This is a genomic window from Cohnella sp. GCM10027633 (genome assembly GCF_042675445.1).
In the GTDB taxonomy this organism is placed as follows: Bacteria; Bacillota; Bacilli; order Paenibacillales; family Paenibacillaceae; genus Cohnella.
Window position 1 is genome coordinate 1 of sequence record NZ_JBHTGV010000007.1, and the last position, 17,587, is coordinate 17,587.

The 17,587-nt window shown below is 60.2% G+C and carries 14 protein-coding genes; 12 read left to right on the forward strand and 2 right to left on the reverse strand.

What is annotated here, in order from left to right:
* The first annotated feature begins 587 nt into the window (after positions 1 to 587).
* The 8 genes from ACFQZG_RS16725 to ACFQZG_RS16760 all read left to right on the forward strand — a co-directional run bounded on the left by ACFQZG_RS16725 (position 588) and on the right by ACFQZG_RS16760 (position 10,994).
* Positions 588 to 1,265: a response regulator transcription factor gene (locus ACFQZG_RS16725; protein ID WP_378154506.1), complete on the forward strand. Its 678-nt coding sequence runs from the start codon at positions 588 to 590 to the stop codon at positions 1,263 to 1,265.
* On the forward strand, positions 1,265 to 2,581 hold the full coding sequence (locus ACFQZG_RS16730; protein WP_378154508.1) for a sensor histidine kinase: 1,317 nt from the start codon (positions 1,265 to 1,267) through the stop codon (positions 2,579 to 2,581). The genes ACFQZG_RS16725 and ACFQZG_RS16730 overlap by 1 nt, the downstream gene beginning before the upstream one ends.
* A gap of 128 nt (positions 2,582 to 2,709) precedes the next feature.
* On the forward strand, positions 2,710 to 3,936 hold the full coding sequence (locus ACFQZG_RS16735; protein WP_378154510.1) for a Fic family protein: 1,227 nt from the start codon (positions 2,710 to 2,712) through the stop codon (positions 3,934 to 3,936).
* Between the two features lie 157 nt (positions 3,937 to 4,093).
* A complete protein-coding gene (locus ACFQZG_RS16740; protein ID WP_378154512.1) occupies positions 4,094 to 5,608 on the forward strand; it encodes an extracellular solute-binding protein in 1,515 nt (504 codons plus the stop codon).
* The gene (locus ACFQZG_RS16745) at positions 5,608 to 6,300 is read left to right on the forward strand and encodes an ABC transporter ATP-binding protein (RefSeq protein ID WP_378154513.1); all 693 of its coding nucleotides are present in this window, start codon (positions 5,608 to 5,610) and stop codon (positions 6,298 to 6,300) included. The genes ACFQZG_RS16740 and ACFQZG_RS16745 overlap by 1 nt, the downstream gene beginning before the upstream one ends.
* Entirely contained in the window at positions 6,260 to 7,303 is a 1,044-nt protein-coding gene (locus ACFQZG_RS16750; protein WP_378154515.1) for an efflux RND transporter periplasmic adaptor subunit, read from the forward strand. The genes ACFQZG_RS16745 and ACFQZG_RS16750 overlap by 41 nt, the downstream gene beginning before the upstream one ends.
* Positions 7,303 to 10,101 carry an FtsX-like permease family protein gene (locus ACFQZG_RS16755; RefSeq protein ID WP_378154516.1) on the forward strand — a complete coding sequence of 933 codons (2,799 nt, stop codon included), beginning with the start codon at positions 7,303 to 7,305 and terminating at the stop codon, positions 10,099 to 10,101. The genes ACFQZG_RS16750 and ACFQZG_RS16755 overlap by 1 nt, the downstream gene beginning before the upstream one ends.
* Positions 10,102 to 10,109: 8 nt before the next feature.
* Positions 10,110 to 10,994: an ABC transporter ATP-binding protein gene (locus ACFQZG_RS16760; protein WP_378154929.1), complete on the forward strand. Its 885-nt coding sequence runs from the start codon at positions 10,110 to 10,112 to the stop codon at positions 10,992 to 10,994.
* Positions 10,995 to 11,059: 65 nt separating this feature from the next.
* Here the strand turns inward: ACFQZG_RS16760 and ACFQZG_RS16765 are convergent, their stop codons facing one another.
* On the reverse strand, positions 11,060 to 11,638 hold the full coding sequence (locus ACFQZG_RS16765; RefSeq protein WP_378154518.1) for a Uma2 family endonuclease: 579 nt from the start codon (positions 11,636 to 11,638) through the stop codon (positions 11,060 to 11,062).
* 520 nt (positions 11,639 to 12,158) lie between these two features.
* Between ACFQZG_RS16765 and ACFQZG_RS16770 the strand changes: the two genes are divergently transcribed.
* Genes ACFQZG_RS16770 through ACFQZG_RS16785 form a run of 4 tightly spaced genes read left to right on the forward strand, consistent with a single transcriptional unit; the run spans position 12,159 to position 17,007 of the window.
* Complete coding sequence (locus ACFQZG_RS16770; protein ID WP_378154520.1) at positions 12,159 to 14,216, forward strand: alkaline phosphatase; 2,058 nt, start codon at positions 12,159 to 12,161, stop codon at positions 14,214 to 14,216.
* A 37-nt stretch (positions 14,217 to 14,253) separates the two neighbouring features.
* Complete coding sequence (locus ACFQZG_RS16775; protein ID WP_378154522.1) at positions 14,254 to 15,105, forward strand: hypothetical protein; 852 nt, start codon at positions 14,254 to 14,256, stop codon at positions 15,103 to 15,105.
* Positions 15,105 to 15,824 (forward strand): ABC transporter ATP-binding protein, encoded by a 720-nt coding sequence (locus tag ACFQZG_RS16780; RefSeq protein WP_378154523.1) that lies wholly within the window; start codon positions 15,105 to 15,107, stop codon positions 15,822 to 15,824. Before ACFQZG_RS16775 ends, ACFQZG_RS16780 begins: the two co-directional genes overlap by 1 nt.
* Positions 15,787 to 17,007 carry an ABC transporter permease gene (locus ACFQZG_RS16785; protein WP_378154525.1) on the forward strand — a complete coding sequence of 407 codons (1,221 nt, stop codon included), beginning with the start codon at positions 15,787 to 15,789 and terminating at the stop codon, positions 17,005 to 17,007. The genes ACFQZG_RS16780 and ACFQZG_RS16785 overlap by 38 nt, the downstream gene beginning before the upstream one ends.
* Here the strand turns inward: ACFQZG_RS16785 and ACFQZG_RS16790 are convergent.
* A complete protein-coding gene (locus ACFQZG_RS16790) occupies positions 17,004 to 17,546 on the reverse strand; it encodes a TlpA family protein disulfide reductase (protein ID WP_378154526.1) in 543 nt (180 codons plus the stop codon). The two genes, ACFQZG_RS16785 and ACFQZG_RS16790, sit on opposite strands and share 4 nt — an antisense overlap.
* Positions 17,547 to 17,587 lie beyond the last annotated feature (41 nt).

A 17,587-nucleotide genomic window follows, 5' to 3' on the forward strand; every position in this document is an offset into this window, starting at 1 on the left:
ACAATCGCAAGAGAATTCATGGTTCTTTGGGTTACGTATCTCCTGATCGATTCGAGGAGATGTACTACAAAAACATTAGCTGAAATGCGTTAGCGAGTGTCCACTTTCTTGACAGAGGTCCACAGACACCGTTGCAGCAACGAATCCGCCGACTCCCCGCCTCTAACGGTACCTGATACCGCTGCGGCAACGAATCCGCCGACTTCCCACCTCCAACGGTACCAGATACCGCTACAGCAACGATTCCGTCGACTTCCCACCTCTAACGGTACCAGACACCGTTGCAGTAGCGAACCCGCCGACTCCCCGCCTCTAACGGTACCAGACACCGTTGCAGCAGCGAACCCGCCGACTCCCCGCCTCTAACGGTACCAGATACCGCTGCAGCAGCGAACCCGCCGACTCCCCGCCTCTAACGGTACCAGACACCGTTGCAGCAACGATTCCGCCAATTCGTCGCCAACGTCGCAACCCGCGTTCAGAATTCTTTCAGCAAATCTCCGCCGAGGAGGATTTTCTAAGGGATTCTTAAGATTCGTCCTGTACAATGGTGCTGCTATCTATCGTCTAGGTTAGGGGTTAGCCCATTGCGAATATTAGTTGTGGAAGACGACCGGCCGCTGCGCGACGCGATCGCGACGGTGCTCCGGGAAGAGGGTTATCAGGTCGACGAGGCGGATAACGGTCCGGACGGGTTGTACATCGCCAAGCTGCGCGTTCACGATCTGATCCTGCTCGACGTCATGCTGCCGGGGATGGACGGGTTGTCGGTGCTCGAAGAGCTGCGCGTCAAAGGAATCGCGACGCCGATCATGCTGCTGACGGCGCGGGACACGGTGGAGGACCGGGTGCTTGGACTGGACGCGGGGGCGGACGATTACTTGGTGAAGCCGTTCGCGACGCCGGAGCTGCTCGCGCGGCTGCGCGTGCTCATGCGCCGTCAGTCCCGCGGAGCGCCGGACGGGGAGCTCAAGTACGGCAACCTGGCGGTAAAATGCCACTCAATGGAAGGTTACGCCAACGGCGACCCGCTCAAGCTGACGGTGAAGGAATTCGAGCTGATGGAGTTTCTGCTGCTGAACCGGGAGCAGATTCTGACGAAGGAGCAGCTGCTCGACCGCGTTTGGGGCATCGAATCGGACGCGGGACCGGGCGTTGTCGACGTATACGTCCATTACCTGCGCAAGAAGCTTGCTCCATCGGGTTGCGACAGTTATATCAATACGATCCGAGGCGTCGGGTACATGCTGAAGGAGAGAGCGTAATGTTCAATCGCACCCGCATCCAGCTGACGATCCGCAACGCGGCCGTGTTGTCCGTCATCCTGATCGCGCTCGGCGCATCGGTCTATTACATCATGAAAGACATGCTGTTCTCCCAGATCGACAAGTCGTTGACGGGAGCCGGCAATCAGTTGACTCTGAGGACGTCCGCGACCAACTCGACTATCTCGCCTACGATGACCGCGGTGCCCGCTCCTGCGGCTTCGAAGGCGCTGATCTATCAGGTCGGCTCCATGAACCGCCCGGTGTTCCAGCTGTTCTGGACGGCGGACAACGAACCGATCCGGTCGCCGGGAAGCGAGCCGATGGCGGATTCCGATCTGGAACGGCTGAGGCCGGACAAGCTCGGGTCGTCCCCGGTGACGATGAAGCTCGGGGATCAATATTTTCGCATCGCGAACAGCGAAGACATGAAGGCTTCGATCGTATACGCGACGAACGGCGCGCAAGTGCAGCTCATCGCGAGGCAGCAGTGGCTGACCAACATTTCCGCCGAGGTCGGCATGCTGGAGCGTCTGCGGAGCGTGCTGCTCATCGGCGGTTTCGTCGGACTGATCGGGGCGGTGGCTGCCGGGTACTATCTCGCGAACCGGGCGCTCATTCCGATCCGGACGTCGCTTGAGCGGCAGCAACAGTTCGTCTCCGACGCGTCCCATGAGCTGCGGACCCCGCTGTCCGTCATCCAAGCGCACGCGGAACTGCTGTTGCGTCATCCCGAGCATACGATCGAGCAGGACAGCAAGCACATCTCCACCGTGCTGCAGGAGACGCGGCGCATGAGCAAGCTCGTCGGCGGTCTGCTGACGCTGGCTCGATCGGATTCCAACCAGCTCGAGTTAGACAAGAGGCCCATTCAGTTCGAGCGTATCGTTAACGACAGCGTGAATAAAATGCAAATGCTCGCCGAAGTAAAAGAGATCATCCTGCACAGCGAGATCGACGGAGCCGTACCGATGCTGGCCGACGAGGAACGGATGCATCAGCTGCTCATGGCGTTGCTCGACAACGCGATCAAGTATACGCCGGAGGGCGGCGTCGTTCGCGTCGTCTGCCGCAGGCTCGCGCATTCGGTGCAGCTCGAGATCGAGGACACCGGCGTCGGCATCGCGCCGGATCATATTCCGCGCATCTTCGACCGGTTCTACCGAGGCGACAAGGCGCGCAACCGGCAGGAAGGCGGGACCGGGCTCGGCCTCGCCATCGTCAAGTGGATCGTCGACCGCCACGGCGGCCGCATTCGCGTGGAGAGCAAGCTGTCGGTCGGCACTCGCGTGCTTGTGTCGTTGCCGGCGGGATGAGTGGGCTCGGGGTTATGATTATCTGTTTTAGGCAATAATTAAAAATGATCCGAATTTAGAAGTTGATCTTCACGTTCATTACTGTTATTTTAAAAACAAAGCAATTTTTAAAACAATGAGGCGATAAAATGGCGGAGTATGAAAAACTTTCGCGTCTTTTTTATAAACTCTCAACATCTGAGTTTACTAAAGAATGGGAGAAGCGGACGTCAGGTTATGGCAGTTTTCAATCACCCTTTATCCTTCGAGCTTTCCGCAAAGGAAGGTTGGACAGCGAAGCTTATAACGCCTTTTATGTGAATATCGCTAAACTTACGGTTCTCAATAATCAAGTATTAAAAAATAGTTCGAAGATTATCGGATTCATAAACCGGTTGCCGGAATTCGTCATTGAGCCCTATTTTCACAAACTTATTATTAATGAAGCGCAAAGCAACAACGAAATCGAAGGCGTGCGCAGCTCCAAAAAAGAACTATCGGAAGTCCTTCGCAAGTTGCATGAGCCCAAAACGAAGAAGTTCAAGGGGCTTATGAAAACTTATTTACATATCGAGCGTATTCCGCCGTTTCTTAGTCTTGCGGATTTTCGTAAGTTATATGATGAGCTCGTAGCCGATGAGATCGATCCGAGGAATGCGCCTGATGGACGGCTTTTCAGAGCTGGTTATGTTGAAGTCAACGATGGGGCGAACGTGACGCACATCGGCGTCCGATCCGAAGAGCAAATCGAGCAAGCGCTGGAAGAACTCATTCGGTTCCTCGAAAGCGACGATCACCCGGAATTGTTTCGCTATATGGCGGCGCACTACTACTACGAGTATATCCATCCATTCTACGATGGTAACGGCAGAACGGGGCGGCTGTTCGTATGCAGCTATTTATCCAGATATCTAGAACGTTATTCGGCGATTACGTTCTCCAACGCCATTAATAAGAACAAGCAAAAGTACTACAAAGCATTGGAAGAAGTGCCGAATCCTTTGAATAAAGGCGAATTGACTTTCTTCTTGATCGATATGCTGGAGCTTCTCTATGAGGGCCAGCGAGAATTAATAGACGATCTCGAATTGAACATGATTAAGAAGAATAAGATCGACGAGTTCTTCAGTGAACCGCAATGGCTAGCAAAGGACGAAGAGAGCAGACTATTGAAATTCATGACGCTTGTTACGGTGTTTAACGACAACGATGCGGTGATTCCGCTCGAGAGCATCCTGAGGATAACAGGTTACACCCGCTATATGGCCAATAAAAATATGGGTCCGCTTATTGAAGAAGGTTACGTCGAGATCGTGAACCATCGGCCTAAAGCGTATAAGCTAACAGATGCTTTTCTGAATCGGATGTTGCCCTAGATTGGAGTTTCGGCTAAAGCCGTCCATCCGGACGGCTCTTTTTATCCCCTTTTTACCCTCTCTTAAGCTTCCTTTCAGCTTCTCTAACCGATTTCTAAGAATCGATCTCCATACTTGTCGTTGTGAATCTATTCCGATGAGAAGAAGGGTGATCCGATTGAACACGAGATGGAGCAAGAAGGCCGGCGTGCTGGCGAGCTCGCTGGCGTTGGCGGTATCGGCGTCGGCATGCACGTCGTCCGGAGGCGACGACGGAGCGGGGGCGTTCGGTAGCTTGGACAGAGAAGACAAGGGGACGCTGAAGGTCGCTTACTTCAACGAAGAGGCATTCTACATGCAATACGGCAACGCGTTCCAAGCAATGTTCCCGAACGTCGAGCTGGAGGTCGTCTCTACGGAGAACGCGATGAGCGCGGAAGATCCGGTGGCGGGCATGGAGCAGCTGCTCCAAGACGAGCAGCCGGACGCGCTGTTTCTGACGGAGGACCAATACGCCGCGCTCTCGGGCAAGGGGCTGCTGTACGACTTGGACGCGGCGGTGAAGCAGGACGAGTTCGACCTGGATGCCTTCCTGCCTTCGGTCATCGACCTGCTGAAGGCGCGCGGAGGCGGCAAGCTGTACGGCCTTAGCCCGAGCTTCGCCAGTCAGGCGCTTTACTACAACAAGGACCTGTTCGACAAGCACGGCATCCCGTATCCGACGGACGGCATGAGCTGGGAAGAGATCATGCAGCTCGCCACGCGGTTCCCGGTCAAGAAGGGCAGCGACAACGTCAAGATCGGCGAGGTCGGCCAAGACGACGCGCTGTACGGCCTGTCGCAACCGATCTCGGCGTCCGATCCGTTCGATCTGATCCGCACGATCGGCGAAGCCAAGGGGCTCGTCTACGCGGATAGCGAGTCGAAAACGGTGTCGATCGACACGCCGGAATGGAAGCAAATCTTCGATTCGGTCATCGCCGGCTACAAGACGGGCAGCATCACGATGCCTTCTTCCGGCGGCGGAGGCGGCGCGATGGCGATGGGCGGGCTGGTCATGCGCAGCTCGGGCGGCAAGACGGCGATCTCCATCGGCCCGAACACGATGCGCTTCATGAACGGCCAATCGGCGATGGCGATCGACGGTCCGATGATCATGAACATGCTGGGAATGGGCGCAAGCATGGGCGCCGCGAGAACGCAGACGAAGAGCGCCGGCGGCGGAGCCGTCACTTTGAAGCCGATCGGCGAAGGCTTGAATTGGGACATCGTCACCATCCCGACCGATCCGTCGCAGCCTGGCGTATCCGGCAGCATGAGCCTCGACAGCGTATTCTCCATCAACGCGGCTTCCGAGAACTTGTCCGCGGCATGGGAATTCCTGAAGTACGCCAACGGCGAGCAGTTGGCGAAGACGAGCTCCAAGTCGTCCCCGTCGCTGTCGGCGCGCACCGCCTACAAGAACGACGCCGGCGGCAAGAACATCGACGCGTTCTACTCGCTGGAGGTCAACGATCAGTCGCTGCTTCAAGCGCTGCCTGCCGGCTTCGTCGATTCGTTCGCGCAGCTCGCTTCCGACAACATCGCCAAAGCCGTTAACGACCAACAAACCGTCGACGAGGCGCTCAAGGCGATCCAGTCGCAAGGGCAGGACTCGCTGACGCAGGCGCTGGCGGACGAGGCGAAGGGCTAATGGCAAGCGAGACGCCGCCGCCGATTGTCGAAGTCAAGGACGTGCGGCGCGTCTTCCAGAGCGGAGGCGCTCGGATCGAGGTGCTCAAGAACGTCTCGCTTACGATCGAGTCGGGCAAGCTGACGATGCTCCGAGGCCGATCCGGCTCGGGCAAGACGACGCTGCTTAACTTGCTCGGCGGGCTCGACCGGCCGACGGAGGGAGAGGTTTTCTTTCAAGGAAGGCCGCTCCACGAGCTCGGGGATAAGCAACGCACGGTGCTGAGGCGGCGGGAGATCGGGTTTATTTTTCAGTCGTACGCCTTGCTTCCGCTGCTCACCGCACGGGAGAACGTCGAGCTGGCGCTTCGCATGGCGGGTTCGCCTCGAGGCGAGTGGCGCGATCGCACGGCGAGGTGTCTTGAGCTCGTCGGATTGACGAAGCGCGCGGATCATCGTCCGTCCGAGCTGTCCGGCGGGGAGCAGCAGCGGGTGGCGATCGCCAAGGCGATCGCCCATAAGCCCGCGCTGCTGCTCGCGGACGAGCCGACGGCGGAGCTGGACTCCAAGATGGCGACGCGAATTATCGATGTATTCAAGGAAATTATCGCGTCGGAGCGGATCGCGATCTGCATGACGACGCACGATTCTACGTTATGGGAGGCTGCCGACGTTGTATACCACATGGCGGACGGCCGGCTTGCGCCGGAATAAGCTTGCGGCCCGGGTGCTGCTCGGAGCCGCATTGTTGTCCCTCTTGGCCGGTTGCTCGCTGCTGCCTCAGGAGGACGAGAAGGAGGCGCTGCCGGAGATCCGGGTTCCGAAAATCTCGCAAAAGCCCGAGTATTCCGTGAAACGCGCGACGCTGGAGCTGAAAGCGACCGGATCCGGCAAGCTGCTGTCGGAACGGGAGGAGAAGCTGTTCTTCGAGACGGACAACCGGCGCATAACGGCGATTCACGTCAAAGCCGGAGACAAGGTTAAGCAAGGCCAGCTGCTGGCGGAGCTCGACACGGGCGACACGGACAGCCAAATTCGCCGGAAGCAGATCGAGATCGAGAAAGCCGAGCTCGACCTGAAGGAGGCGCTGCGAAGCGCCGAGGACGGCGCGGACGACATCGCGCTGCGCAAGCGTCAGCTCGATTACGAGCTGCTGAAGCAAGAGCTGGCCGATCTGCAGGACGATCTGAAGGGCTCGAAGCTGGTCGCCCCTTATGCCGGCACGATTACGAGCTTTACGGCCGAGAAAGGCGACATGGCGCGGGCGTACGAGAGTATCGGAGAGATCGCCGACATGGATGCCCTCGTCGTCGCCGTCCAATTCAATACGAGCGATCTGGAAAGCATCGCGCCCGGCATGGAGACGATCGTCGGCATTAACGCGGCGGGCGACTTCAAAGGCAAGGTAAGGAGGCTGCCGGTGAGCGGCGCGGACGCCGATTCTCTCGACGCTTACGCGCTCATCGAACTGGAGAAGCTGCCGGCCGGCATCGGTCACGGCACGCCGCTGTCGGCGTCCGTCATCGTCGAACGCCGCAAGGACGCGCTGACGATTCCCGTCGCGGCGCTGCGCACGCAGAACAGCAGGCAATACGTGCTCGTCGCCTTGAAGGACGGCAGCAAAGGCGAGGTGGACGTGGAGATCGGCGCGCAGACGGCGACGGACGTCGAGATTATCAAGGGGCTCGAGGAAGGCCAGAAGGTCGTGGGGAAATAATGCGCATCCTTCTCTACCTCCTCCTCAAGATGTGGCAAAACCGCTGGTTCACCCTCGGCACGCTGCTCGGTCTCACGGTCGCCGCCGCGTTCGCGATGAGCATTCCGATGTACGCGGACGGCACGCTGAAGCGGGTCGTCGCGAAGTCGCTGCAGGAAGAGACGAAGGGGCTGCCCGCGGCTTCGCTCTATATGAAGTACCAGTCGTCCGGCGCCGACGAGACGGATCTCGAAGGGCTGGCGGAGGCGGACAAGTGGATTCGCGAAGAGTTGCCGGGGCGCATCGATTTTCCGTCCGATGCTTTCTCCGGCCGGATCGCCCTGCCGACGTCTATCGTGCGTTCCGCGGATGGCGGCCAGGGCGGCGGCTCGAACCGGCTCGTCCGCATGGAGCTGGCGACGCAGAGCGGGTTCCCGGACGGGATCGAATTAACCTCGGGCAAGCTGCCGCGGGACGGATTGCAGGACGGCGCCGTCGAAGCGCTGGCGTTGACCGAGACGATGGAGCGCTACGACTGGAAAGTCGGAGACACGTTCACTTACGACGCGAAAAACAACGACGGCAAGACGAAGCGAGTCAAGGTTCGCATTAGCGGCGTCTACAAGCTGAAGAACGAGACCGATCTGCGCTGGGCGATCGACGGCAAGGAGAAGCTGGCGACGATGCTATGGGTGACGGACGCGACGATGAAGGACGAGCTGCTCGGCAAGACGGCTCTCGTCCCCGATTCGGCGGGCTGGTTCTACGCGTTCGATCTGAGCGACATTCGCATCCGCGATCTGGCGCCGCTTATCGGCGAGCTGAACCGCTTGGAGCTGCATCTGCACGGCATGCTCGGGGGCACGAAAGTCAATCTGTCGTTCGTCGAGATGCTCCGAGACTTCCAGCGGCAGAGCGCCTTGCTGCAGGCGATGCTATTCGCGCTCGCCGCGCCGGTCATGGCGATGGTGCTGTACTTCATCACGCTGAACGCGCAGCAGGCGCTCGAACGCCAACGCGGCGACATCGCGGTGCTGCATAGCCGCGGGGCCAGCCCTCGCCAGATCATTACGCTATATGCGATCGAGGCTTCGCTGCTCGGCGTCGTGGCGCTCGCGCTCGGCGTAGGACTCGCCTGGTTCATGGCGAAGACGATCGGCTCCTCGAGCGGATTCCTGACGTTCGTCGGGCGCAAGTCGATTCCGGTCGGTCTGAGCGGCACGGCGTGGTTGTTCGGCGGAGTCGCGACGCTGCTCGCCGTGGTCGCGACGACGGTGCCGATCCGCAAGCATGCGGAAGCTTCCGTCGTGCAGCATGCGCAGCGGAAGGCGCGAAGCGGCGGGAAGCCGCTGTGGCAGTGGCTTTACTTGGACGTCGCGCTGCTCGGCTTGTCGGGCGCGGGTTGGTACTTGATGGACGCGGGCCGGCTCGCTTCGGCGACGAGCGGCGGAGACGGCGGGGGCGCGCAAGTCGAGCCGGTGCTGTTCGTCGTGCCGGCTCTGATGATTTTCGCGGCGGGGTTAGTCTGTTTGAGGGTGTTCCCGCTGTTGCTCCGGTATTGGAACGCACTCATGAAGAACCGCATGCCGGTGACGGTGTACTTGACGCTCACGCAGCTGTCGCGGTCGGCGACTTCGTTCTACCCGCTCATGATTCTGCTCATTCTGACGATCGGGCTCGGCGCGTACGATTCGTCGGCGGCCCGGACGATGGACCTGAACGCATCGGACCGGACGCGCTACCAGTACGGCGGCGACGTCGTCTTGAAGACGGCGTGGGAAGGCGTGCAGGACGAGAACGACGAGAACAAGATTTACTATACGGAGCCATCCTTCGAGACGTTCCGAGATCTCGAGGGGGTAGCGTCCGCTGCCCGCGTGCTTAAGGCGACGGGCAAGATCGAGCTGAGCGGGAAGCAAGCCGGCAACGGGCAAGTGGTCGGCATCGACAATCGGGCTTTCTCGGATACCGCATGGTTCCGTGAGGACCTGTACGACGTCCACCCTTATTTGTACCTGGATGCGCTGGGGACGACCGAGCAAGCGGTGCTCGTTTCCGAAGCGTTCGCGGCGAAGTACGGCGTGAAGGAAGGCGATCCGGTGCGTCTCGGCATAGGGTACGACAGCGAGCCCGTCGACTTCGTCGTCGTGGGCATCGTGCCGTATTGGCCGAGCCTGTACCCCGACGAAGCTCCGTTCTTCATTGGGAATCTGGACTATATCTATCAGCAGATCGAGAAGCTCCCGTACGAAGTGTGGCTCGACCTCGAAGACGGCGCGAAGCTGGCTCCGGCGCTCGAGACGTTGGCGGACCGGGGCATTGAGGTGACGCAGGTGGACGACGCGCGGGGCGAGCTCGCCGATCGCCGCAACCATCCCGCGCAAGGTGGCGTATTCGGCATTCTCAGTCTCGGCTTCCTCATCTCATTGCTCGTATCGCTGCTCGGCTATCTCATCTTCTGGTTCTTCACGTTGTCGCGCAGGGTCGTCCAGCTCGGTATCATGCGGGCGATGGGGCTGTCGCGGCTTCAGCTCGCGGGCATGCTGCTGATCGAGCAATTGCTTACGACGGGCTTGTCGGTCGTCGCGGGTATCGCGCTCGGCCAGGCGGCCGGCCGGCTATTCCTGCCGTTCCTGCAGGAGAGCGGCGAGACGGCGGCGCGGCAGGTTCCTCCGTTCCGGATCGTGTTCGAGGCGGAGGACGAGATGAAGCTGTACGTCTCGACCGGCGTCATGTTGGCGGCGGGCGTCATCCTGCTCTTGCTGCAGCTGCGGAGTCTGCGGATCACGCAGGCGATTAAGCTCGGGGAGGAACGGTAATGGAGCAGATGATTCGGTGCGAAGGCTTGGTGCGGATTTTCAAGACGGACGACATCGAAGTCGTCGCCCTGCAGGGGCTCAACTTGACGGTGGAGCGGGGAGAGATGATGGCGATCATCGGCAACAGCGGGAGCGGCAAGTCGACTTTATTGAATATATTGGGCGGCCTCGACGTTCCTTCCGCGGGACAGGCCAACGTAGGGCAATGGAATTTGTTGAAAATGACGAAAGAGCAGCTCATCGCATATAAGCGATCGACCGTCGGGTTCATCTGGCAGAACAACGCGCGCAATCTGGTGCCGTACTTGACCGCGCTGCAGAACGTGGAGCTGCCGATGATGATCGGCGGCAAGGCCGATCGCGCCTACGCGAAGCAATTGCTCGAGGCGGTCGGGCTCGGCCACCGGATGGGCAACCGGCTGACGCAGCTGAGCGGCGGCGAGCAGCAACGGGTCGCGATCGCGATTTCGCTGGCCAACCGTCCGCAGCTTGTGTTAGCCGACGAACCGACGGGATCGGTGGATAGCGCGACGGGGGAGATGATTTTCGAGATTTTCCGAAGGTTGAACCGGGATATGGGCGTGACGATCGTCATCGTGACCCACGATCTGTCCGTCGCGGACAAGGTCGACCGCGTCGTCGCTATTCGCGACGGGCTGACGAGCACCGAATGGGTGAGGCGGGAAGGCGAGAGCGCGGGGGACAAGAACGGGTTGGCCGAAGATCAAGACCAGAGATTCGGTTCGCATCACGAGGAATTCGTCGTCATCGACCAGGTCGGGCGGCTGCAAATTCCGAAGGCATATCTCGAGACGATGAACGTGGAAGGCAAGGCTGTGCTGTCGTTCGACGGGAAGAAGGTGACGATCGGGCCGCCGGAAGAAGCGCGGTAATTGATGCTATCGCGAGACGGTCACTGATTCGGTGGCCGTCTCTTCTGTATGAAGCGACAATGCAGCTACTCGATTTCTCTGAACACGTCGGCAAGCGACACATTCAGGCAACGAACCGTCGCCGAGGCAAGCCGGTCGTCTTCCGTCCACGTCCCGAGCAGCCGGTACTCTCCCTCGAGGAGGACGAACTGGTCCACGAGCCGGTAGACGGGATCGACTAGCCAATACTCTCCTACCCCGAACCGCTCATAGGTCGCCTTCTTAATCGTCTTGTCGTTGCGCGCCGTGCTGTCGGATAGAATCTCCACGACGAGATCGGGCGCGCCGTGCACGTAGCCGTCGCGGATGATTCCTTTGTTCTCCTTGCGAATATAGAGCAAATCCGGTTGCAGCGTGTTCAGATCATCGAGGATTACATCCATCGGGGCAACCAGGATGATGCCGTCTTGTGCACACTCGGAGCGAAAAGAAAAGTGAATATTTCCGAGCACATTCTGATGATTGAATTTCGGCGAGGATAGAAAATCATATCTTACGCCCCCGATAATCTCGTACCTCGGTTCAATCAAATAATTGCCCTGCGTTTCCTTCACATTGCCGCCTTTTCCGTCCTTGTTACCATTGCCGTTCCCATTATCGCTCATGCTCCGTTCCTCCTCGTGTTCTGATACGACAACACCCCGCAAAGCAGGTACGCCGCGCGTCCGCTCTGCGGGGTGCTTCCCCGTTGTATTTCCCTTATTATGGTTGATTATGGGCGAGTCTGTCAACCTTCGCACGTCGCGATTCCGCCTATAGCCCACCGCAGCGCCGAAAGTTTGTCCGTAACCCGAATTTTCCCGCCTATTGCCCGCCACAACGCCGAAAGTTTGTCCGTAACCCGGATTTTCCCGCCTATAGCCCGCCGCAGCGCCAAAAGTTTGTCAGTAACCCGGCTTTTCCCCCCTATTGCCCGCCGTAGCGCCGAATGTTTGTCAGTAACCCGAATTTTCCCGCCTATTGCCCGCTCACTCACTTGCCCCGCCGGACACCGACACCCCGTATACCCCGCCTATAACCAGCGCAAACCTTTAATCTAGCCCAAACACTTCCGCACTCCTCCATTTACAAATTTTTCTTATGATGGACTAGGATACATATTTCCATGGAGGTGTACTTCACCCAATGAAGATGAAGTCGGCCAAAATCGCATTAGGAGTCATTCTCGCTTCGGGAGCGCTCGTCAGCGCATCCGGTACGCCGCTGTACGGTACGCGGACGGCGAACGCAGCCGAGCAGCAGACGGTGGCGGCAGTCGCGGCGCAGCCGTCCGTATACGTCGCGCCGATCGATCGCGCGAAGTTTCTCGCGGGCAGCTTGTTCGATTTTCGCGTCGAGCTGAACGGTCTCGCCGGCGATCCGGGCAACGTGACGATCACGGTCAACGGCAAGGAAGCATCGGCGTTCTTCGGCAAACCTTTCGAGAAGACGAGTACGGACGTCTCCCGCGAATTTACGATTCGCGACGTAACGTTCAAGACGGCCGGCACGTACACCGTATCCGTGAAGTCGACCACGCTGTCTAAGACAGTGAAATACGAAGTCGTAAGCGCCGACCCCGCGGGCAAAAAAGCGAAAAACGTCATTCTGTTCGTCGGCGACGGCATGGCCTTCTCCAGCGTAACGATGGCTCGCATCATGTCCAAAGGCATGACGGAAGGCAAATACAACGGCTTGCTCGAGCTCGACAAGTTCGATCAGCGCGCGATCGTGACGACGTCCGGCATGGATTCGCTCGTTACCGACTCCGCGAACAGCGCCAGCGCGTACAACACCGGCCATAAATCGGCCGTTAACGGTCTGGGCATCTATCCGGACAACACGGAAAGCTCGTTCGACGATCCGAAGGTCGAGACGCTCGCGGAGATGCTCAAGCGCACGCGCGGCATGTCCATCGGCGTCGTGTCGACGTCCGAGATCGAAGACGCCACGCCGGCAGCGGTCGTATCGCATACGCGCCGCCGCTCGGATAAGCCGGAAATCGCGGAGATGTTCTACAAGCTGCAGCCGGAAGTCATCCTCGGGGGCGGTTCGGCCTACTTCCTGCCGAAGTCGGTACCGGGCTCCAAGCGCAAGGACGAGAAGGACCTCATCACGGATTTCGAGAAGGCCGGCTATACGTTCGCGGAGAACGCGACGCAATTGAAGGAGGCAGGCACGCCGGATAAGCTGCTCGGTCTGTTCCATACAGGCGACATGAACGTCTACATCGACCGTTCCACGAAGAACGCCGACGCCCTCAAGTCGTTCACCGACCAACCGAACCTGATGGACATGACGCAGAAGGCAATCGACGTGCTGAGCCAGAACGACAAGGGCTTCTTCCTCATCGTCGAAGGCGCCAGCATCGACAAGCAGCTGCACACGATGGACTGGGAGCGCTCCAGCTACGACGCGATCGAGATGGATAAGGCCGTCGGCATCGCCCGCCAATTCGCGGAGAAGAACGGCGATACGCTGATCGTCGCGACCGCCGACCACTCGCACTCGGCGAGCATCGTCGGCACGTATTGGGAAGGCGACGGCAAGACGGGCCGCGACGCGGTTCGCACATACGAGAGCGCCAAGTTCCCGACGTACGTCGACGCGAACAAGGACGGCTTCCCGGACAGCCCGGATACGGAGCGCAAGCTGGCGGTCGTGTTCGGCGCGACGCCGGACTACTACGAAGACTTCAAGTTCAACGACGTTCCGCAAGCGCCGGCCGTCAATTCCGACGGCAAGTACGTGGCTAACCCGGCGACTCTCGAGAATCCGGAAGGCGCGAACAAGGACCTGTACCACCACACCGGCACGCTCGGGTACGCCGAATCGACGGAAGTGCATACGGCAGACGACATCCCTCTGATGGCGTACGGTCCGGGCGCAAGCTACTTCAAAGGCACGCTGGACAACACGGAAGTGTTCTTCGGCATCGTCAACTCGCTGGGCTTGAACCTGAACGGCGCGAAGCCCGACGGCAAAACGTGGGTATCCTTGACCGAGTTCGTCAATGTGATGGGCGGCACGGCAACGTACGACAAAGCGAAGAACGCGACGACCGTGAAAGTAAACGGCACGACGCTGGTACTGAACTTGGCCAAAGGCACCGCGACGAAGAACGGCAAGGCGGTCAAGCTGGAATACAAGGTCAGCAACAACAAGACGATCGTCACGAGCCAATCTTTGCTGGCCGTACTCTAACCAAGATCCAAGAATAGCGTTCATGGAGGCGTTACGCATGAGGCTTACCCCCAAGCGATTATCCGTCTGGGCCGCCAGCTTCGTTGCCGCCGTACTCCTTGTCGCAGGCTGCGGCGGGCCGTCTCTTCCCCATGAGGGAGAGGCGGCCGGCTTGTCTGTTCAGGAGAGTCTGGCGTCGTCGTCGGCCTCGTGGCCGACGGAAAATGAAGCTGAAGAAGCGTCCCCGTCAATAGCGAAGCATGCAGCGGCGGAACCGGACGGCGGAGGCGCCGCTCAAGCGAGCGAGCAACCGCAAGAGACCGGCGTCGCCGCGAGTCCGACATCTTCGGAGCAGCCGACATCGGCTTCGTCCCCGAAGGATAAGGAGCTAGCGAGTCCGTTGCCGGAGAAGGGGGCCGTCGCCGTTTCGTCGTCGGCTTCGCCGGAGCCGACCAAGTCTGCCGAAGAAGTGTTCGCCGCGCCTTCTCCATCGCCGAAACCGGAGGAGGAGAAGCAGCCTCCGCAAGGCAATGGAGAGCCGGAGACGATCAAGTTCGCCGAGCTATACGGCGAAGTCGGCGTCCGAGGGATGAAGCTGTCTGACAAATTGCTGCGACTCGACGGCCGGAAGGTGGAGATGACCGGCTTCATGGCCCCGCCGCTCACCGCGACCGTTCACTTCTTCGTGCTGACCAAGATCGCGCTGTCTATCTGCCCGTTCTGCTCGACCGACGCGGATTGGCCGGCCGATATCGTCGTCGTGTTCATGCCGGAGGGCGAGGAGATCCGGCCGACCGAGCATCAGGTACGGGTAACGGGCAAGCTGAGCGTCGGTTCGCAGACGGATGAAGAGACGGGCTTCGTCAGCTTGATTCGAATCATCGCGGACAAGACAGAGGTGTTGAAGTAATGCTGCTGCTAGAGAACGTCGTGAAGTCATACCCCTCGGAAGGCAAGCAATCGTTTCGGGTGCTCGACGTGCGGCGGTTCGGCATGAAGGCCGGCGAGAGAGCCGCGCTGGTCGGCCCGAGCGGCTCCGGCAAGAGCACGCTGTTGCATCTGATCGCGGGCATCGTCCGTCCGACCGAGGGGGCGATCCGCGTGCTGGACCGACAGCTCGAAGCCATGGGCGAATCGGAGCTCGACCGGTTCCGCGCGCGGCATATCGGCTACGTGTTCCAGAATTTCAACCTGCTGCCGGGATTTACGGCGGCAGAGAACGTGCTGGCGGCCATGCGTTTCGGCAGCGCGTCGCTATCGGGCAAGGAGAAGCGGGAACGGGCTTCGCGGCTGCTGGAGCAAGTCGGTCTCGGTCATCGCTTGCGCCACCGGCCGAGCCAGCTTAGCCAGGGGGAGCAGCAACGGGTGGCGATCGCGCGGGCGCTTGCGAACCGTCCTTCTCTCGTGTTGGCCGACGAGCCGACGGCAAGCTTGGACGCGGCGAACGCCGTCCTCGTATTCGAGCTGCTGGCCCGCGTCTGCAGCGAAGAGGGGGCGGCTTTGCTGCTCAGCACGCACGACATGGAGCTGGCGGCGAAGACGGGACGCATCGTCCATGTCCGCGACCTGGCGAGAGAGGAGGCGGCTTCCGATGTCATTGATCTCGATGGCTTGGCGCAATCTGGCTAATCGCCGCGTACAGACGATCATCACGATATTGGTCGTCATCGTCGGCGTGGCGGTTACGCAGGCGATCATGATGCTGTCCTCCGGCGTGAAGCAGGGAATCGTTCGCGCGAGCGAGCCGTTCGGGATGATCGTCGGCTCGAAGGGGAGCGCGAACCAGCTCGTCTTCAATACGATCTTCCTGATGGACAACCCGCTCGCGAACATGGACCATGAATTCTATGAAAATCTGACGAAGGACGATCGGGTCGAATCGGCGGTTCCGTTCGCGCTCGGAGACAACTTCGACGGCTTCCGCATCGTCGGCACGGAGCCCGCGTTCTTCGATCTGAAGGGCAGACCGGTCGATCCGGCTTACTTCCATCTCGCGTCCGGTCGGGTGTTCGGGCAAGCCTTCGAGGCGGTCATCGGAGCGGACGTAGCCAAGGAGACCGGACTGAAGCCCGGCGATACGTTCAACGGCGCCCACGGCGTCGCCGCTGCGTTCGAGCCCGACGAGCACGCCGCGCATCCGTACACGGTCGTCGGCGTGCTGTCTCGCGTGTCCGCGCCCTCGGATCGAGGGATCTACGTGAGCATGGACAGCTACTGGATCAACCATGAGCATGAAGAGGTAGGCGCGGCGGAACATGAGCATGAAGAGAAGGGCGGAGTGACGGCCGCGCTGGTCAAGCCCAAGAGCTATATGGGCCTCATGCAGCTATACCAAGAGATTAACCAAGGGAAGGACGCGCAGGCGGTGCTGCCGGGGCAGGTGCTGGCCAAGCTGTTCGATATGATCGGCGGAGGCGAGGAAGTGCTGCGTAACATCGGCTACGTCGTGCTCGGCATGGCGGGGCTGACGGTCGCGCTCGCGCTGTACGGCTCGACCGTCGAACGCCGGCGCAACGTCGCGATTCTTCGCGCGATCGGCGCGAGTCGCGCGGCGGTCATGTCGATCGTGCTCATCGAATCCGGACTCGTCATGGTTGCGGGTTGTCTCTTAGGCGCGGCGGCCGGCTACGGGTTGACGGTGCTGCTGACGGATTACATCGGCGCGCAGGTCGCGATCGCGATGCCGATCGCCTTCGCATGGGAGTCGCTGTCGTTCATCGGCGCGGTCGCGCTGATCGGCGTCGCGGCCGGGTTGCTGCCGGCGCTCGCGGCTTACCGCGTCGAAACCGCGCGTCACCTGAACGCGGCTTAGCGGGACGACCCGTCTCCCCCGGCCAACAGTCCCTCCAGCCACGCCTCGTCGACCGGACCGACGTTCCGCCCGGCGACGATACCGTCGGCGTCGATCCAATACGTCGTCGGCAACGCGGCGACATGATACGCTTCCGCGGCCTGCGAATCCCGATCCAGCAACACCGGGAATCGCAGGCCGTACTTCGTTGCGAAGGCCTTGACGTCCGCGAGGCGATCGCGCGCGGTCAAGTTGACGGCGTAGATCTCGACGCGATCCCCGTGATGCTCGTAGAACGACTGAAGCTCGCGCGCTTCCTTCCGGCAAGGCTCGCACCAGGTTGCCCAGAAGTTGACGACGAGCAGCTTGCCCTCCGGCGGGCGCAGCGTTCGCTTATCTCCGTCCAACCCGGCAAGCGCGATCGCGGGCGCCGAGCCGCCGAGCCGAGCTTCCGCGGCCAGTTCCTCCCGCGGCTTCCACAGCATATAGGCTGCCACCGCGACTGCCGCGCACACCATGAGCCACTGCATGCTTTTCCGAGGCCATAGCCTATTCCCCATCCTTCATCACCCGTTCCGTCCATCTCGTTTCCTTCCATCGT

What these genes read in the sequence shown, in the direction of transcription:
- ACFQZG_RS16730 (WP_378154508.1), top strand. Translation starts at nt 1,265, where the DNA reads ATGTTCAATCGCACCCGCATCCAGCTGACGATCCGCAACGCGGCCGTG.
- ACFQZG_RS16735 (WP_378154510.1), top strand. Translation starts at nt 2,710, where the DNA reads ATGGCGGAGTATGAAAAACTTTCGCGTCTTTTTTATAAACTCTCAACA.
- ACFQZG_RS16745 (WP_378154513.1), top strand. Translation starts at nt 5,608, where the DNA reads ATGGCAAGCGAGACGCCGCCGCCGATTGTCGAAGTCAAGGACGTGCGG.
- ACFQZG_RS16755 (WP_378154516.1), top strand. Translation starts at nt 7,303, where the DNA reads ATGCGCATCCTTCTCTACCTCCTCCTCAAGATGTGGCAAAACCGCTGG.
- ACFQZG_RS16760 (WP_378154929.1), top strand. Translation starts at nt 10,110, where the DNA reads ATGATTCGGTGCGAAGGCTTGGTGCGGATTTTCAAGACGGACGACATC.
- ACFQZG_RS16765 (WP_378154518.1), bottom strand. Translation starts at nt 11,638, where the DNA reads ATGAGCGATAATGGGAACGGCAATGGTAACAAGGACGGAAAAGGCGGC.
- ACFQZG_RS16770 (WP_378154520.1), top strand. Translation starts at nt 12,159, where the DNA reads ATGAAGATGAAGTCGGCCAAAATCGCATTAGGAGTCATTCTCGCTTCG.
- ACFQZG_RS16775 (WP_378154522.1), top strand. Translation starts at nt 14,254, where the DNA reads ATGAGGCTTACCCCCAAGCGATTATCCGTCTGGGCCGCCAGCTTCGTT.
- ACFQZG_RS16780 (WP_378154523.1), top strand. Translation starts at nt 15,105, where the DNA reads ATGCTGCTGCTAGAGAACGTCGTGAAGTCATACCCCTCGGAAGGCAAG.
- ACFQZG_RS16785 (WP_378154525.1), top strand. Translation starts at nt 15,787, where the DNA reads ATGTCATTGATCTCGATGGCTTGGCGCAATCTGGCTAATCGCCGCGTA.
- ACFQZG_RS16790 (WP_378154526.1), bottom strand. Translation starts at nt 17,546, where the DNA reads ATGGGGAATAGGCTATGGCCTCGGAAAAGCATGCAGTGGCTCATGGTG.